Source organism: Stagnihabitans tardus, assembly GCF_009925085.1.
Classification (GTDB): domain Bacteria; phylum Pseudomonadota; class Alphaproteobacteria; order Rhodobacterales; family Rhodobacteraceae; genus Stagnihabitans; species Stagnihabitans tardus.
In genome coordinates, this window is record NZ_JAABNR010000012.1 from 50,428 (window position 1) to 65,792 (window position 15,365).

The 15,365-nt window shown below is 65.8% G+C and carries 13 protein-coding genes; 2 read left to right on the plus strand and 11 right to left on the minus strand.

From position 1 onward, the window contains the following. Positions 1-102: 102 nt before the first annotated feature. From araD to chvE, 5 genes are all read right to left on the minus strand, one after another. Positions 103-1,851, minus strand: a complete 1,749-nt coding sequence (gene araD / locus GV832_RS13555; RefSeq protein WP_168775423.1) for an L-arabinonate dehydratase — start codon at positions 1,849-1,851, stop codon at positions 103-105. 10 nt (positions 1,852-1,861) lie between these two features. Next, on the minus strand, positions 1,862-2,830 hold the full coding sequence (araD1, locus tag GV832_RS13560; RefSeq protein ID WP_168775424.1) for an AraD1 family protein: 969 nt from the start codon (positions 2,828-2,830) through the stop codon (positions 1,862-1,864). Between the two features lie 4 nt (positions 2,831-2,834). Further along, the gene (gene mmsB, locus GV832_RS13565) at positions 2,835-4,004 is read right to left on the minus strand and encodes a multiple monosaccharide ABC transporter permease (protein WP_168775425.1); all 1,170 of its coding nucleotides are present in this window, start codon (positions 4,002-4,004) and stop codon (positions 2,835-2,837) included. Beyond that, positions 4,004-5,530, minus strand: a complete 1,527-nt coding sequence (gene mmsA / locus GV832_RS13570; RefSeq protein ID WP_168775426.1) for a multiple monosaccharide ABC transporter ATP-binding protein — start codon at positions 5,528-5,530, stop codon at positions 4,004-4,006. The genes mmsB and mmsA overlap by 1 nt, the downstream gene beginning before the upstream one ends. Before the next feature lie 187 nt (positions 5,531-5,717). After that, a complete protein-coding gene (chvE, locus tag GV832_RS13575) occupies positions 5,718-6,794 on the minus strand; it encodes a multiple monosaccharide ABC transporter substrate-binding protein (protein ID WP_168775427.1) in 1,077 nt (358 codons plus the stop codon). Positions 6,795-6,930: 136 nt separating this feature from the next. Here chvE and GV832_RS13580 point away from each other — a divergent pair, with 136 nt between their 5' ends. Further along, the gene (locus tag GV832_RS13580) at positions 6,931-7,866 is read left to right on the plus strand and encodes a LysR family transcriptional regulator (protein WP_168775428.1); all 936 of its coding nucleotides are present in this window, start codon (positions 6,931-6,933) and stop codon (positions 7,864-7,866) included. A 115-nt stretch (positions 7,867-7,981) separates the two neighbouring features. Here GV832_RS13580 and GV832_RS13585 read toward each other — a convergent pair whose 3' ends face one another. From GV832_RS13585 to GV832_RS13605, 5 genes are all read right to left on the minus strand, one after another. Next, a complete protein-coding gene (locus GV832_RS13585) occupies positions 7,982-9,055 on the minus strand; it encodes an NAD(P)/FAD-dependent oxidoreductase (protein WP_168775525.1) in 1,074 nt (357 codons plus the stop codon). 183 nt (positions 9,056-9,238) lie between these two features. Further along, on the minus strand, positions 9,239-10,315 hold the full coding sequence (locus GV832_RS13590) for a BMP family ABC transporter substrate-binding protein (RefSeq protein ID WP_168775429.1): 1,077 nt from the start codon (positions 10,313-10,315) through the stop codon (positions 9,239-9,241). Between the two features lie 10 nt (positions 10,316-10,325). Beyond that, on the minus strand, positions 10,326-11,243 hold the full coding sequence (locus tag GV832_RS13595; protein ID WP_168775430.1) for an ABC transporter permease: 918 nt from the start codon (positions 11,241-11,243) through the stop codon (positions 10,326-10,328). Between the two features lie 3 nt (positions 11,244-11,246). Then, entirely contained in the window at positions 11,247-12,302 is a 1,056-nt protein-coding gene (locus GV832_RS13600; protein ID WP_168775431.1) for an ABC transporter permease, read from the minus strand. Further along, the gene (locus GV832_RS13605; protein ID WP_168775432.1) at positions 12,292-13,821 is read right to left on the minus strand and encodes an ABC transporter ATP-binding protein; all 1,530 of its coding nucleotides are present in this window, start codon (positions 13,819-13,821) and stop codon (positions 12,292-12,294) included. Before GV832_RS13605 ends, GV832_RS13600 begins: the two co-directional genes overlap by 11 nt. A 332-nt stretch (positions 13,822-14,153) precedes the next feature. On the opposite strand from GV832_RS13605, the gene GV832_RS13610 reads away from it, so the two are divergent. Beyond that, complete coding sequence (locus tag GV832_RS13610) at positions 14,154-14,630, plus strand: nucleoside deaminase (RefSeq protein WP_168775433.1); 477 nt, start codon at positions 14,154-14,156, stop codon at positions 14,628-14,630. A gap of 198 nt (positions 14,631-14,828) precedes the next feature. On the opposite strand, the gene GV832_RS13615 is transcribed toward GV832_RS13610, so the two are convergent. Next, on the minus strand, positions 14,829-15,281 hold the full coding sequence (locus GV832_RS13615; protein ID WP_168775434.1) for a MarR family winged helix-turn-helix transcriptional regulator: 453 nt from the start codon (positions 15,279-15,281) through the stop codon (positions 14,829-14,831). Between the last annotated feature and the right edge of the window lie 84 nt (positions 15,282-15,365).

Genomic DNA, 15,365 nt, shown 5'->3' on the forward strand with positions numbered 1-15,365 from the left:
GGGGGGCTCCATTGGGGAGGCGGTCGTGGCGCGCCGATTGAGGGGCGCGCGTCGCGAAGGGAAACGGCGCCCCGGATCCGGTCCGGGGCGCCGCCATGTGGTTCAGTGCGAGTCGCGGCCGACGGGGGCGCCACGGCCGCCCTTCAGGAAGTCGAGGTCGGCGCCGGTGTCCGCACCCTGGACATGGGTCTGGTGCAGCCAGAGGTAGCCCGAGTCGGCGACATCATGGGTGGGTTTCCAGGCGGCGAGACGGTGGGCCAGCTCTTCCTCCGGGATATCCAGGTGCAGGCGGCGGTTCGGCACGTCCAACTCGATGAAGTCGCCGTTCTGCACCACGGCCAAGGGGCCCCCGGCAGCCGCTTCGGGCGAGGTATGCAGGCAGACCGTGCCATAGGCCGTGCCCGACATGCGCGCATCCGAGATCCGCACCATGTCGGTGATGCCCTTGCGCAGGACCTTGGGGGGAAGGCCCATATTGCCGACCTCTGCCATGCCCGGATAGCCCTTCGGCCCGCAGTTCTTCAGGACCATGACGCAGGTCTCGTCGATGTCCAAAGCCTCATCGTTGATCTTGGCCTTGTAATCGTCGATGTCCTCGAAGACCACGGCGCGGCCGCGGTGGGTCATCAGGTGCGGCGAGGCGGCGGAGGGCTTCAGGACCGCGCCCTTGGGCGCCAGGTTGCCCTTCAGGACGACGACGCCGCCCGACTTGGTCAGGGCCTTTTCGGCGGGCAGGATCACGTCGGGATTGTGGTTCACCACGTCCTTGACCTGGTCCCACATGGTCTCGCCCGAGACCGTCAGGGCGTCCTTGTGCAAAAGCCCCGCCTCGCCCAGCCGCTTGATCACGACGGGCAGGCCGCCGGCATAGAAGAACTCTTCCATCAGGTATTTGCCCGAGGGCATCAGGTTGACGATCGTCGGCACGTCGCGGCCGCAGCGGTCCCAGTCGTCCAGGGTCAGGTCGATGCCGACCCGGCCGGCAATGGCCAGGAGGTGGATGACGGCGTTCGTGCTGCCCCCGATGGCGGCATTGGTGCGGATGGCGTTCTCGAAGGCTTCCTTGGTCAGGACGTCGGAGGGCTTGAGGTTGTCCTTCACCATCTGCACGATGCGGCGCCCGGTCAATTGGGCCATGACGCGGCGGCGGCTGTCCACCGCCGGGATGGCGGCATTGCCCGAGAGCGCCATCCCGAGGGATTCCGCCATCGAGGCCATGGTCGAAGCCGTGCCCATGGTGTTGCAGGAGCCGGGCGAGCGGCTCATGGACGCCTCGGCCTCGGCGAATTCGGCCGCCGTCATCTCACCGGCCTTCACGGCCTCGGAGAATTTCCAGAGGTGGGTGCCGGAGCCCACGCGCTCGTTCTTGTAATAGCCGTTCAGCATCGGCCCGCCGGTCACGATGATGGACGGCAGGTCGGTGGAGGCCGCCGCCATCAAAAGCGACGGCGTGGTCTTGTCGCAGCCGACCAGCAACACGCAGCCGTCCATCGGCTGGCCGCGCATCTGCTCCTCCACCGCCATGGCGGCGAGGTTGCGGAACATCATCGCGGTCGGGCGGAAGGCCGACTCGGAGGCGGAGAACACCGGGACCTCGACCGGGAAGCCACCCGCCTCGTAGATGCCATTCTTCACCCGCTGCGCCAGGTCGTTCAAATGGGCGTTGCAGGGAGTCAGTTCCGACCAGGTGTTCAGGATGCCGATGACCGGGCGCCCGTCGAAGAGGTCATGGGGGAAGCCCTGGTTCTTCATCCAGCCACGGTGATAGATCTGATCGCGGCCCGATCCGCCGAACCATTCCTGAGAGCGCAGGTGGCGCGGCCAGGGGGCGGGGGTGAATTTCTTGGTCATGGGTGCCTCCTTACAGGGCGGAAACTTGGGTCGTGCCCGGGGTCTTGGGCGCGAAGGCGAGGCTGTTCCTCAGCGGCTGGCCGAAGGCGGGGACCTCGATCTCGAACGTGTCGCCCGCCTGGGTCTTGACCCCATCGGCGAAGCTCAGCGTGGCCGTGCCGAAGAAATGGACATGCAGATCGCCGGGCTGACGGAAGATGTCATATTTGAAGTGGTGATGTTCCAGGTTGGCGAAGGTGTGGGACATGTTCGCATCGCCCGACAGGAAGGGCTTCTCCCAGAAGGTCTTCCCGTCGCGCAGGATGCGGCTTGTGCCGCGCACATCGGCAGGCAGCTCGCCCACCAGGATCTCGGGTCCGTAGGAGGCCACCCGCAGCTTGGAATGTGCGAGCCAGAGGTAGTTCACCTTCTCGGTCACATGGTCGGAGAATTCATTGCCCAGGGCCCAGCCGATACGGTGAACCTTGCCATCGGGGCCAATGATATAGATACCCGCGAGCTCGGGCTCTTCCCCGCCATCCTCGGCGAAACCAGGAGCCACCAGGTCATCCCCCGGCGCCACGGCGGCAAAGCCATTGCCCTTGTAGAACCACTCGGGCTGGGCGCCGACCGCACCGGCCTCGGGCCGCCCGCCCTCCAGCCCCATCTGGAACATCTTCATCGAATCCGTCAGGGTCTCTTGCCCCGCTAGTTTTGCATGCATGGCCGACCGCGCGGAGGCCGAGCCCAGATGGGTCAGACCCGTCCCGGTCAGGTGCAAATGCGCCGGGTCGGGGTGGCTGACGGGCAGGGCAAAGGCCGCGCCCGTCAGGTCGACGACCTCTCCCAAGCCCCGCTTGGCGACCTCTTGGGCCAGGCTGTGACCGGCCGTCACGGCAGCCATGGCCAGCTCATAGGTGCTGACGGTGCCCAAAAGCACCCGGGCTGTATCGCCTTGACGAACGACGACGGACCCATTGCGGAGTTGAGAGAGATACATCTGTTTACCGTGCCTTGTTGACCACGTCGAAGATCACGGCTGCCAGCAGCACCAGACCCTTGATCATGAATTGATATTCGTTGCCGATGCCGAGGATCGACATGCCCATGTTCATCACGCCCATGATCAGCGCGCCGACCACGACACCGACGATCTTGCCGGAACCGCCCGTCATCGAGGCGCCGCCGATGAAGACCGAGGCGATGGCGTCAAGCTCGAACCCCGTGCCCGCCTTGGGCGTGGCCGAGTTCAGGCGCGCGGTCACCACCATGCCGGCAAGGGCGGCCAGGACGCCCATGTTGACGAAGGTGAGGAACACCAGGCGATCGGTGCGGATGCCCGAGAGCTTCGCGGCCTTCTCGTTGCCCCCCAGCGCATAGATGCGCCGGCCCATCGTCGTATTCTCGGTGAAGAAGAAATACAGCAGGGTCAGGACGGTCAGAACCACCATGACATTGGGCAGGCCACGGAAGTTCGCAAGCTGCCAGCCGACAAAGGCGATGCCCGCCGCCACGATGGCATTGCGGCCCCAGAAGAAGGCCATGGGCTCGGGCTCGATGCCGAATTCGGCGTCCCTTGCGCGCGCGCGCAGGCCCGACCACAGGATCGCGCCAATCGCCAGGACCACGACCAGAAGCGTCAGCCCATGCGGCTTGCCCACCCCCAGAAGGTCGGGGACAAAGCCCGAGGACAGGGCCTGGAATTCGTCCGGGAAGGGGCCGATGTTCTGGCCGCCCAGCATCCACATCGTGGCACCCCGGAAGACCATCATGCCGGCCAGGGTCACGATGAAGGAGGGGATGCGCCAATAGGCCACCCAATAGCCCTGCGCCGCGCCGATGAGACCCCCCACCACCAGGGTCAGGGGGATGACGACGTAGAAGGGAAGCTTCAGCGTGACGGTCAGATAGGCCGCCACCGCCCCGGTAAAGGCCGCGACCGAACCCACCGACAGGTCGATATGCCCCGCCACGATGATCAACAGCATCCCCAGGGCCAGGATGATCACATGGGCGTTCTGCAGGAAGATGTTAGAGATATTCGGCGGGATCAGAAAGCTCTTGCCGTCATAGGCAATCGCCACGGTGAACAGCGCCACGATGGCAACCAGCGCCAGGAGCATGCCGTTTTCGCGAAGATGGGCGCCAAGGTGCCCGGTCGATTTGTCGGCCATCACGCGGCCCTCCCTTCCTTCAAGATCATGCCCATGATTTTCTCCTGGCTCGCCTCGGCGCCCGAGACCTCGCCGACGATCCGGCCCTCGTTCATCACGTAGATGCGGTCGCACATGCCCAGAAGCTCGGGCATCTCGGAGGAGATCATCAGGATCGACCGGCCTTGTTCGGCCAGGTCCTTCATGATCGAATAGATTTCAAACTTGGCGCCGACATCGATGCCCCGCGTGGGTTCATCGAGGATCAGCACCTCGGGGTCGGTAAAGAGCCACTTCGAAAGGACCACCTTCTGCTGGTTCCCGCCCGAGAGGTTGACGACCTTCTGCTGCACGCCGGGCGTGCGGATCGCCATCTGCTTGCGGTAGCCATCGGCCACTTGCGTCTCGCGGTGCTTGTCCAGCCAGCCGCCCTTGGACACGCCGAACAGGTTGGCCAGCGTCACATTGCGCACGATGGGCTCTTCCAGCACCAGGCCCAGGCCCTTGCGGTCCTCGGTCACATAGGCCAGGCCCGCATCGATCGCCTTGGTCACGGTCGAGACATCGACCACGCGCCCATGCATCTTCACCGTGCCGGAATGGTTCTTGCCATAGGAGCGGCCAAAGACCGACATGGCCAGCTCGGTCCGCCCCGTGCCCATGAGGCCCGCGATGCCCACGATCTCGCCCTTGCGGACCTTGAGGGAGACCCCCTTGATCATCTGGCGCCCGACCTGCTCGGGATGCCAGCAGGACCAGTTCTCGACCTCCAGAAGGACGTCACCCGGGTTGGGTTTCCGTTCCGGGTAGCGGTTGGCCATGTCGCGGCCCACCATGTCGCGGATGATCCGGTCCTCGGTGATCTCGTGCTTGTCCATGGTCGAAATCGAGGTGCCGTCGCGGATCACGGTGACCCTGTCCGCCACGCGGGCGATTTCGTTCAGCTTGTGAGAGATGATGATCTGCGTGACGCCCTGGGCCTTGAGTTCAAGCATCAGGTCCAGAAGCTTCGCCGAATCGTTCTCCTGCAAGGCGGCCGTGGGCTCGTCCAGGATCAAGAGCCGCACGTCTTTCGCAAGCGCCTTGGCGATCTCGATCAGCTGCTGCTTGCCCACGCCCAGCTTGCCCACGACGGCCGAAGGCGGCTCGGTCAGGCCGACCTTCTTCAGCCAGCCTTCCGCCTCCTTGAAGGCCTTGGGCCAGTTCATCACGCCGTTCTTGGCGATCTCGTTGCCCAGGAACATGTTCTCGGCGATCGAGAGCAATGGCACGAGGGCCAGCTCCTGGTGGATGATGATGATCCCCTTGGCCTCGGACTCCTTGATGTCGCGCAGGGCCAGCGGCCCGCCGTCATAGACGATCTCGCCCTCGTAGGAGCCATGCGGATAGACGCCCGAAAGCACCTTCATCAGCGTGGATTTCCCCGCGCCATTCTCTCCGCAGATTGCGTGAATCTCGCCCTGTTCCACCGTCAGGTTGACGTTGTCCAAGGCCTTGACGCCGGGGAAGGTCTTGGTGATCCCCCGCATCTCCAAAAGTGTCGGCATTGCGCATTCCCCCAAATCGGCCTTTGCGGCCCTTGTTACGGCAAGACCGCCGCCGGGAGCAGGGCGGCGGTCGAACTCCGTGAAGTGATGATAGCGCCAGCATGAGAGCCGACCAAGCGGCTTTCATACTGGCTCAAATATCCCACGGGAGGGTCCGGGAGGGCGTGAAGCCCTCCCGGGGGGCTGATCACTGCAGCTGGTCTTCGGTGTAGTAGCCGGCGCCGACCAGGACTTCCTTCCAGTTGGTGCCATCGACCGCGACGGGGGTCAGCAGGTAGGACGGAACCACCTTGTTGCCGTTGTCATAGGTCTTGGTGTCGTTGATCTCGGGCGTGCCGCCGGTCAGGACGGCGTCGACCAGAGCCACGGTGACCTTGGCCAGCTCGCGGGTGTCCTTGAAGACGGTCGAATACTGCTCGCCCGCGATGATCGACTTGACGGAGGGGATTTCCGCGTCCTGGCCGGTCACGATCGGCATCTTCATGTCGCCCGAGCCATAGCCCACGCCCTTGACCGAGGAGAGGATCCCGATCGACAGGCCATCATAGGGCGACAGCGCGCCATGCAGCGCCTTGTCGGCATAGTTCGAGGCCAGCAGGTTGTCCATGCGGGCCTGGGCGACCGAACCGTCCCAACGCAGGGTGCCGCAGACTTCCATGGTCATCTGACCCGACGGAATGGCGATCTCGCCCGCGTCGATCATCGGCTGCAGGACCGACATGGCGCCGTCGAAGAAGAAGAAGGCGTTGTTGTCGTCCGGCGAGCCGCCAAACAGTTCGACATTCCACGGCTTCACGTCGCCGAAGCGCTCTTTCAGACCGGCGACCAGCGAGTTGGCCTGCAGGACGCCCACCTGGAAGTTGTCGAAGGTGGTGTAATAGTCCACGTCCGGCGACTGGCGGATCAGGCGGTCATAGGCGATGACCTTGATGCCCGCAGCGGCGGCATTGGCCAGGGCGTTCGACAGGGTCGTGCCGTCGATCGCGGCGATGATCAGGGCCTTGACGCCCGAGGTGATCATGTTCTCGATCTGGGACAGCTGGGTCGGAATGTCGTCTTCGGCATATTGCAGGTCGGTGGCATAGCCAGCCGCCTGGAACTGCGCCACCATCGAATCGCCGTCCGAGATCCAGCGGGTCGAGGACTTGGTCGGCATGGCGATGCCAACGGTGCCCTTGTCCTGCGCCAAGAGCGCGGTCGGCAGAATCGAAGAAGCGGTGGTGGCACCAGCCAGCGCCAGAAGGGCGCGACGAGAAAGTTGCATTGTTGTCCTCCCATGCCGCAGAATGCGGCGACAAACAGCGGCCGGGATTTTGCCTCTCCGGTCGCGGATCGCAGGTTGCAGATTTGCGTCATATCCGTCAAATCATGTTTTGGGATGAAAACATGACAGGTTTGTGATGATTGCAACCGGAAGGCCTGATGCGCTGCTGCGCAAGGGCTTGAAGCTGAACCACCTGCGGCTCTTGGCCGCCCTGGCCGAGACCGGGCAGCTGACCCAGGCGGCGGGGATCGTGGGGATTTCGCAGCCCGCTGCCTCGCGGCTCGTGGCGGAAATCGAGGCGATCATTGACGCGCCTGTCCACCAGCGCACGGGGCGCGGCCTTGGTCTCACCGCCGAGGGCCGCGCGCTGGCGCAGCGCGCCCAACGCATCCGGCTGGAACTGGACGACGCCGCCCGCGACCTGGCCGAAATCGCCATGGGCGGCGTGGGCCAGGTCCGCATCGGCGCGGTGACGGGCCCCGCCATGGACCGCGTCCTGCCCGCCCTGCAAGCCGAGCGCCTGAACCATCCCAATGTCTCGGTCGAAGTCGTGGTCCAGCCCTCCGACCAGCTGTGCGAGCAGCTCCTCGCGGGCCGTCTGGATTTCGCCGTGGGCCGCCTGCCCGAGGGCCTGCGCGCCGAGCCCCTGACCTTCCGCCCCATCGAGGCCGAGCCCATCGCCCTGATCGCCCGCCGCGGTCACCCGCTCTTCTCGCGCCAAAGCCTGCGTCCGATCGAGGCCCTGGCCCATGACTGGGTCATGCCCGGCCCCGACAGCCTCCTGACCCGGGCCGTCCTGACCCGGCTCCAGGCCCTGGGCCTGCCGCGTCCGATGCAGCGGCTTTACACCTCGTCCTTCCTTCTGACGCTCGCCATGATCCAGCAATCCGATGCGGTGGCCGCCATCGCCCTCGCCTCGGCGCTTCAGGTCGCGCAGGGCGACAGTGCAGTGGTCGGCATCCTCCCCCTCGACCTCGGCATCGAGGTCGAACCCTTCGGCCTGATCACCCGCGAACGCGTCTCCCTCACCCCCGCCTCCCAACGCCTCGCCGACATCATCCTGGAAGGGTGAGGTCCGGAGAGGGGCAAGCCCCTCTCCGGGCAGGGGGTGCGGGGGGCGGCAGCCCCCCGCTTCCCTCGGAAAGCGCCCCCGCAGGCCCGCCTTCCACCAGACTGCAAAGCCCGCTCTAACGGAACCGATCCACCCGCAAGGCCGCCACCAACTCCGCCGCCAATCCCGGCGCCCGCCCAAGGGCCAGGTCCGCCACCAGCTGCGACGCCGCCGGAGAGGTCTGGAACCCATAGCCCCCCTGACCCGCCGACCAGATGAAATCGCGGTCCAGGGGATCGGGCCCCAGGCACAGCACCCGGTCCGGCGCAAAGGTCCTGAGGCCCGCCCAGGAGGAGATCAACCGCGTCACGGGCTCGCTCACCATCTCTTCGTACCGCGCCAGGCCCTCGGCCAGGACCATGTCATCGGCCCAGGCGTCATGCGGCTCCATCAGGTGCTCCTCCGCCGGAGACACGATCAGGGCCCCCGCATCGGGCTTGGCATACCAGCTCTCCCCGCAGCCAAAGAGCATCGGCCAGCGGCTGACATCATGGCCCCCCGGCGCCGGGATCCGCGCCATGGAGCGCCGATAGGGCGTGAAGCCGATGGCCGGCAGCCCCGCCATGACCGCGACCTGGTCCACCCAGGCTCCCGCCGCATTCACCAGCCGTCGGGCCGAGATCACCTCGCCCCCCGCCGTCACCCCCCAGCCCCCCGCGACCCGCGCGATCGCCGTCACCGGGGACTTCACCCGCACCTCGGCCCCATGGCCCCGCGCCGTCCGCAAGAACCCCTGCAACAACAGGTCGGTATCGATGTCCCAGGCATGATCGGCAAAGGCCGCAAAGGCCACCGCTTCGCCCAGCACCGGCACGATCTCCCGCGCCGCCGCGACCGAGATGCGCTCCATGCCAAAGCCCGTGATCTCGGTGGCGAACTCCGCCTCCTGGTCCGCCCGCGCAACGACCATCAGCCCCCGGGGCGACAGAACCCCCTCCGCCGCGCGAAAATACGCTTCCGATTCCAGCGACAGGCCCACCACCGGCGCCAGCCCATAGCGCGGCTCATAGAGCGCCGCCGACCGCCCCGAGGCGTGGTGCGCCAAGGCGCCCTCGGCCTCGACCAGCACGACCCGCCCCTCGGGCGCCAACCGCGCCGCTGCCGAGACCCCGGCAATCCCGCCGCCAATCACCAGGAAATCGCAGTCCATCCGCCCACCTTCGTCTTTCACCTTGGCCCAAATACTCCACGGGGGTCCGGGGGTGTGAAACCCCCGGGCCTTCCGCCCAAGCACCCTGACCAGATATGATCAAACCTTCAACCCCGCATGGCCGGGAAAACCAAAGCAAAAGGCCCGGGGTCTCCCCCGGGCCCAAAGCCAAAGCGAAACGGCTTACGAGGCGCTTTCGACGCCCTTGACGAACCAGTCCATGACCGCCAGCTCGCCGAGCGTCATCTTGACCCCCGCCGCGACGCGCTCGACCCCGTCCTGGTCGAAGATCGGCCCGGTGAAGATGTCGAAGGACCCGTCCATATAGCCCGCCTTGACCTTGTCGGCCTCGGCCGCAGCCTCGGGCGTCACGGCGGCGCTATAGGGCGAGATCACGACTTCGCCCTGGGCCATGCCGTCCCAGGTGTCGGTCGAGGCCCAGGTCCCGTCCAGGATCGCCTGGGCGCGCTGGATGTAATAGGGGCCCCAGATGTCCTCGATCGCGGTCAGGTGGGCATTGGGCGCAAAGGCCGACATGTCCGCACCCTGGCCGAAGCCGTAAAGCCCCTTCTGCTCCAGGATCTGCAGCGCGGCGGGGCTGTCGGTATGGGTCGTGACGATGTCGCAGCCCAGGTTGATCAGAGTTTCGGTCGCGGCGGCTTCTTTCGGCGGGTCGAACCAGCTGTCGATCATCACGACCTTGACCTTGGCATCGGGGTTCATCCGCTGCGCCGACAGGGCGAAGGAGTTCACGCCCAGGACCACTTCCGGGATCTTGAACGAGCCCAGGTAACCCAGCGTGCCCGACTTCGACATCTTGCCCGCGATGGTGCCCAGGACCGCGCGGCCCTCGTGGAAGCGCGAGTTGTAGGTCGCGACATTGTCGGCCCGCTTGTAGCCCGTGCAATGCTCGAACTTCACATCGGGGAACTCGGCCGCCACGGCAAGCGTCTGGTCCATGTAACCGAAGGAGGTCGTGAAGATCAGCTTGCAGCCCGCATTGCACAGGTCGCGGATCGCGGCCTCGGCCGAGGCGTCTTCGGGCACATTCTCGGTGTAGATCGTCTCGACCTTGTCACCCAGCGCGGCCTCGACGGCTTCGCGGCCCTTGTTGTGGGCCCAGGTCCAGCCATAGTCGCCGATCGGACCAAGGAAGATGAAGCCGATCTTGACCTTTTCCTGTGCGAAGGCGGGCAGGGCCATGCTGGCCAAGGGAGCCGCAGCGGCGCCCTTCAGAAGGTTGCGGCGGGAAATCGACATGGCAGTCTCCTCAGGTTGATGGGGTGAAGGGTTTGCCGAGACAGGCGGGCGCCGATGCGCCAGCCGTGCCACGGGAAGAGATGATGGCAAGGGCCACGACCGTCATGGCATAGGGCATAGCGGCCCAGAATTGCGACGGCAAGAACGAGAAGCCGGCTGCCTTGGCGTAAAGCTCCAAGGCCATCAGGATGCCGAAAAAATAGGCGCCCGCGAGAAGGCGCCCGGTGCGCCAGCCGGCAAAGACCACCAGGGCCAGCGCGATCCAGCCACGGCCCGCGGTCATCTTCTCGGCCCACATCGGCGTGATGACGAGCGAGAAATAGGCCCCCCCGATCCCCGCCATGGCCCCGCCAAAGGCGATGGCCATGTAGCGCACCTTGATGACCGAATAGCCGATGGAATGGGCGGAGAGGTCGTTTTCCCCGACCGCGCGCAGGATCAGCCCGGCGCGGGTCTTCTTCAGGAACCAGCCCACGACGAAGACCATGAGGATGGCGAAGTAGACGATGGGGGAATAGCCGAAGAAAAGCTTCCAGAACGGGTCCTTGGCCAGGACATCGGGAAAGACCGACCCGAAGGGTGCCACGATCCGGCCGGTGAAATTCACCCCGATCAAGGACGACAACCCGGTGCCGAAGATCGTCAACGCCAGCCCCGTGGCCACCTGGTTCGAGTTCAGCTGCAGGACCAGGACGGCAAAGATCAAGGAGGCGAGCGCGCCTCCGACCGCCGCCCCCACAACCCCCGCCCAGGGGTTGAAGGTAAAGACCGTGACGGCAAATCCGCTGATGGCGCCCACCAGCATCAGCCCCTCCACCCCCAGGTTCAGAACGCCCGATTTTTCAACGACCAGCTCGCCCAGGCCCGCCAAAAGAATGGGCGTCGTCAGGCCCACGATGGTGATGATGGCCGCAATCATGAAATCCATGGCTCAGGCCCTTTTCGCGATGCGATAGCGGATGAGGATGTCGGAGGCGAGGATCAGAAAAAGCATCATCGCCTGGAAGATCCCCGCCGTTGAATCGGGGATATGCACCGTGGTCTTGGCCAGTTGCCCGCCGACCGAGGTCACCGCCAGCACGATCCCCGCCAGGAGGCAGCCGAAGGGGTTCAAGCGGCCGAGGAAGGCCACGATGATCGCGGTAAAGCCGTAGCCGCTGGGAAAGCCAAGGTCGATCTTGTGCAGCGCGCCGGTCAGCTCCAAGGACCCTGCCAGCCCCGCCATGGCCCCGCCGATCAGCATGGTCGCCCAGATCGTTTGCTTGGCGTCAAACCCGCCATGCCGCGCCGCGTTGGGCGAAGAGCCCACGACCCGGACCTGGTAGCCAAAGGTCGAGCGCGACATCAAGAGCCAGAAGGCAAAGGGCAGGATCAGCGCCACGATGATGCCGAGATGCATGGTCGACCCTTCGAGGCTCGGCAGCATCTGGCTCTCGGGCAGGGGGGCGGTGGCGGGGAAGTTGCGCCCGTTGGGGTCCTTCCAGGGCCCGCCCACCAGGTAGCCCAGGACCTGGAGCGAGACATAGGTCAACATCAGCGAGGACAGGACCTCGTTGACCGAAAAGCGCGTGCGCAGGACCGCCGGGATCAAGGCCCAAAGGGCGCCGCCGATCACCCCGGCGGCGATCATCAGGAGGATGACGAAGAAGCCCCCGGCCTGCCCGAAGGCCAGCCCGACGCCCGCCGCACAAAGCGCGCCGATGATATACTGCCCCTCGGCCCCGATGTTCCAGACCTGCGCCCGGTTCCCCAAGGACAGCCCCAGCGCGATGATGACCAAAGGCGCGGCCTTGACCGCCACGTCCTGCCATTTGTGGCTGGCGAGAAGCGGCGTCAGGAAGATATCGCGCACCGCAGCCCAGCCATCGACGCCCAAGGCGTCAAAGGCCAGGATGCCGATCAGCATGGTGACGATGACCGAGGCCACCGGCGTCACGACCAGCATCGTGGTCGAGGGCTCGCGGCGTTTCTCGAGCTTATACCGCATGGGCAACCTCTCCCGGAGTTTGTTCGCCGTGAATGCCGCCCATGAGCAGGCCGATTTCGTCGATCTTGGCGTCAGAGACCGCCATCGGGGTCGAAAGCCTGCCGCCATTGATCACCGCCAGGGTGTCGCAGAGGGACAGAAGCTCGTCCAGGTCCTGGGAGATCACCACGATGGCCGAGCCCTCGGCCGCCAGGTCCACCAGGGCCTGGTGGATCGCCGCAGCCGCCCCGGCATCGACGCCCCAGGTCGGCTGGCTGACCACCAGAACCTGCGGTTTTTGCAGGATTTCCCGCCCCATGATGTATTTCTGAAGGTTCCCGCCCGAGAGGCTTTCGGCCATGGCCCCCGGCCCCGTGGCCTTGACCGAGAAAGCCTCGATGACCTCTCCGGCATAGGTCCGCGCGGCCTTGGCGTCCAGAAGACCGCGGTTCACCATCCCCAGCCGATCCCGCGCCGTCAGGATCGCATTGTCGGCCAAGGTAAAGACCGGCACCGCCGCATGGCCATTGCGCTCCTCGGGCACGGAAGAGACGCCTTGCCCCCGCCGATCCCGCGCCCGCATATGGCCGACCTCGGTGCCGTTGACCGTTACGGCATGGCGCGCCGTGGGCTCCTCGCCCGACAGCGCGAGGAGCAGCGCATTCTGCCCGTTCCCCGCCACGCCCGCGACGCCAAAGATCTCGCCCGCCCGCACGGTGAAGGAGATATCCTTCAAGGCCGTGCCAAAGGGCCCATCGGCGGGAAGGTTCAGACCCTTGACCACCAGCTTCTCGCCGCCAAGGCCGCGCCCCTCGCGCTTGATGTCCTTGAGACTGCCGCCGATCATCTTCTCGGCCATCGAGCGCGAGGTCTCGACCTTGGGTTCACAGGTATCGACCAGCTTGCCCCCGCGCAGGATCGTCGCCGTATCGCACAAGGCTTTGATTTCATGCAGCTTGTGGGAGATATAAAGGATCGAGCACCCTTCCGAGGCCAGCTTCCGCAGCACCACGAAAAGCTGATCGACCTCCTGCGGGGTCAGCACCGAGGTCGGCTCGTCCATGATCAGAAGCGAGGGGTTCAAGAGGAGCGCCCGCACGATCTCGATCCGCTGACGCTCGCCCACCGACAGGGTCGAGACCACGCGGGAGGGGTCGAGGAGAAGCCCGTATTGCGTCATGACGGCGCGGATCTTCGCTTCCAGCTCGCGGGCGGGGATATTGGCGTCCATGCCAAGGGCGATGTTTTCCAAGACCGTCAGCGCCTCGAAGAGCGAGAAGTGCTGAAAGACCATGCCGATGCCGAGCTTGCGCGCGGCCTTGGGGTTGGCGACCGTGATCCGGGCGCCGTTCCACAGGATCTCGCCCTCGTCGGGCTGCATGATGCCGTAGATCATCTTGACGAGGGTGGACTTGCCCGCCCCGTTCTCGCCCAGAAGCGCATGAATCTCTCCGGGCTGAACCGCAAAGCCCACATGGTCATTGGCCAGGACGCCCGGAAAGCGCTTGGTGATGCCCTTCAACTCCAGCCTTGCCGTCATGTGGCCCCCTTGGTTCGGCCCACAGGAGAAAGCGGATCGGCGGTTCTGACTATGCCGGTCGCATTTGAAGCAGCTTCACAAAAGCGCAACAAACCGCCGCAATTCCGGGCAAATGCCCCGATGCCGTGCCGCAAACCGTCCCCCTGGGTTTCGTCAGCCCTCTGATGTGACTGATCTTTGCCCAAAGGCTAGCCCCAGAGCCGGTGCGAGACAAGCAAAACCGCCCGATCTGCTCAAAGCCAAGGCAAAGGGCACCAGGCTGCCCGGGCTTTAGGCAAAGCCCCTTGCCGGGCGGGCGGGGGCGCGGCAGGCTGGCGGGAAAGGAGGCCCCCATGCCCGAACTTGACCACAAGGCCCTGTTGCGCCGCGCCATCGCCGAATCCGCCAAGGCACGCGAGGCGGGAAACCATCCCTTCGCCTGCATCCTGGTGGGGCCGGAGGGCGATGTGCTGATGGTGCAGCACAATGCCTATATGCCCGACCATGACATGACGGGCCATGCCGAGCGCGTGCTGATGACCCGCGCCTCGACCCAGTTGCCGCATGAGCTGTTGAAGGACTGCACGATCTATACCTCGGCCGAGCCCTGCGCCATGTGTTCGGGGGCGATCTATTGGACGGGGCTGAAACGGGTGGTCTATGGCCTGACGGAAAAGGCGCTGAAGGAGATCACCGGCAACCACCCCGAGAACCCGACGCTGGACCTGCCCTGCGAGGTCGTTTTCGCGGCTGGTCAGCGCAAGGTCGAGGTGATCGGTCCGATGCTGGAAGACGAGGCGGCGGCCGTCCACAAGGGCTTCTGGGGCTGATCCAGGGCCCCGGCCAGGCGGCGCGCCTGCCCCGTCCCGACGGTTCCGCTTGCGGCACGGTCGGACCTCGGGGCAGACCCGGTCAGGGGAGAAAGGCGGGGGCGCGGGGGGGCCTTGGCCCCCCCGCGCCCCCGCCTCCCCCCGCCCCCTGGGTCGGGGGCCATGAGAGAGGGGCAGCGCTGCGGCACGCGCGGAGGCCTAGATCTTGGACAGCAGCGCCGCTATGGCGCGGGCCTGGCCGTCGAGCTCTTCGGCCAGTTTCGCATGTTCTGATTTCCACAAGGGCGCCGCCTCGGTCACCACCTTGCGCCCCTCTTCGGTCAAGACCGGGCGGCGGATGCGGCCATCGGCCTCGTCGGGGGCCAGGGTCAGAAGCCCCCGCTTCTCCAGCGTCTTGACCGCCGCCGTCATCGTCGCCTGGTCCATGGCCAGGAACTGCGCCAGCTCTGAGAGCTTGGGCCGCCACTGCCCCGTCAGCGCCACCATCATCGAGAACTGCCCATTGGTGATCCCCAAGGGCGCGAAGAGCCGGTCGAAGCGCCGCGCCAGAACCCGGGCCGCGCGCTGTGTCGCCAGGCACAGGCAGCTGTCGCGGATCTGGTGGACCAGTTCGATGGTCAGCGGCGGAGCGCCGGGGCTTGCGTCAGTCATGTTCGTTTGATATCAAAGTTCGGCGCCCCGCACAAGCTTGACCCCCCGCGAGGGTGTCTCAGCCATGCGGCGCGTCAAGGTCAT

What these genes read in the sequence shown, in the direction of transcription:
- GV832_RS13600 (WP_168775431.1), bottom strand. Translation starts at nt 12,302, where the DNA reads ATGCGGTATAAGCTCGAGAAACGCCGCGAGCCCTCGACCACGATGCTG.
- araD (WP_168775423.1), bottom strand. Translation starts at nt 1,851, where the DNA reads ATGACCAAGAAATTCACCCCCGCCCCCTGGCCGCGCCACCTGCGCTCT.
- GV832_RS13580 (WP_168775428.1), top strand. Translation starts at nt 6,931, where the DNA reads ATGATTGCAACCGGAAGGCCTGATGCGCTGCTGCGCAAGGGCTTGAAG.
- araD1 (WP_168775424.1), bottom strand. Translation starts at nt 2,830, where the DNA reads ATGTATCTCTCTCAACTCCGCAATGGGTCCGTCGTCGTTCGTCAAGGC.
- GV832_RS13585 (WP_168775525.1), bottom strand. Translation starts at nt 9,055, where the DNA reads ATGGACTGCGATTTCCTGGTGATTGGCGGCGGGATTGCCGGGGTCTCG.
- chvE (WP_168775427.1), bottom strand. Translation starts at nt 6,794, where the DNA reads ATGCAACTTTCTCGTCGCGCCCTTCTGGCGCTGGCTGGTGCCACCACC.
- mmsA (WP_168775426.1), bottom strand. Translation starts at nt 5,530, where the DNA reads ATGCCGACACTTTTGGAGATGCGGGGGATCACCAAGACCTTCCCCGGC.
- GV832_RS13610 (WP_168775433.1), top strand. Translation starts at nt 14,154, where the DNA reads ATGCCCGAACTTGACCACAAGGCCCTGTTGCGCCGCGCCATCGCCGAA.
- GV832_RS13595 (WP_168775430.1), bottom strand. Translation starts at nt 11,243, where the DNA reads ATGGATTTCATGATTGCGGCCATCATCACCATCGTGGGCCTGACGACG.
- mmsB (WP_168775425.1), bottom strand. Translation starts at nt 4,004, where the DNA reads ATGGCCGACAAATCGACCGGGCACCTTGGCGCCCATCTTCGCGAAAAC.
- GV832_RS13605 (WP_168775432.1), bottom strand. Translation starts at nt 13,821, where the DNA reads ATGACGGCAAGGCTGGAGTTGAAGGGCATCACCAAGCGCTTTCCGGGC.
- GV832_RS13590 (WP_168775429.1), bottom strand. Translation starts at nt 10,315, where the DNA reads ATGTCGATTTCCCGCCGCAACCTTCTGAAGGGCGCCGCTGCGGCTCCC.
- GV832_RS13615 (WP_168775434.1), bottom strand. Translation starts at nt 15,281, where the DNA reads ATGACTGACGCAAGCCCCGGCGCTCCGCCGCTGACCATCGAACTGGTC.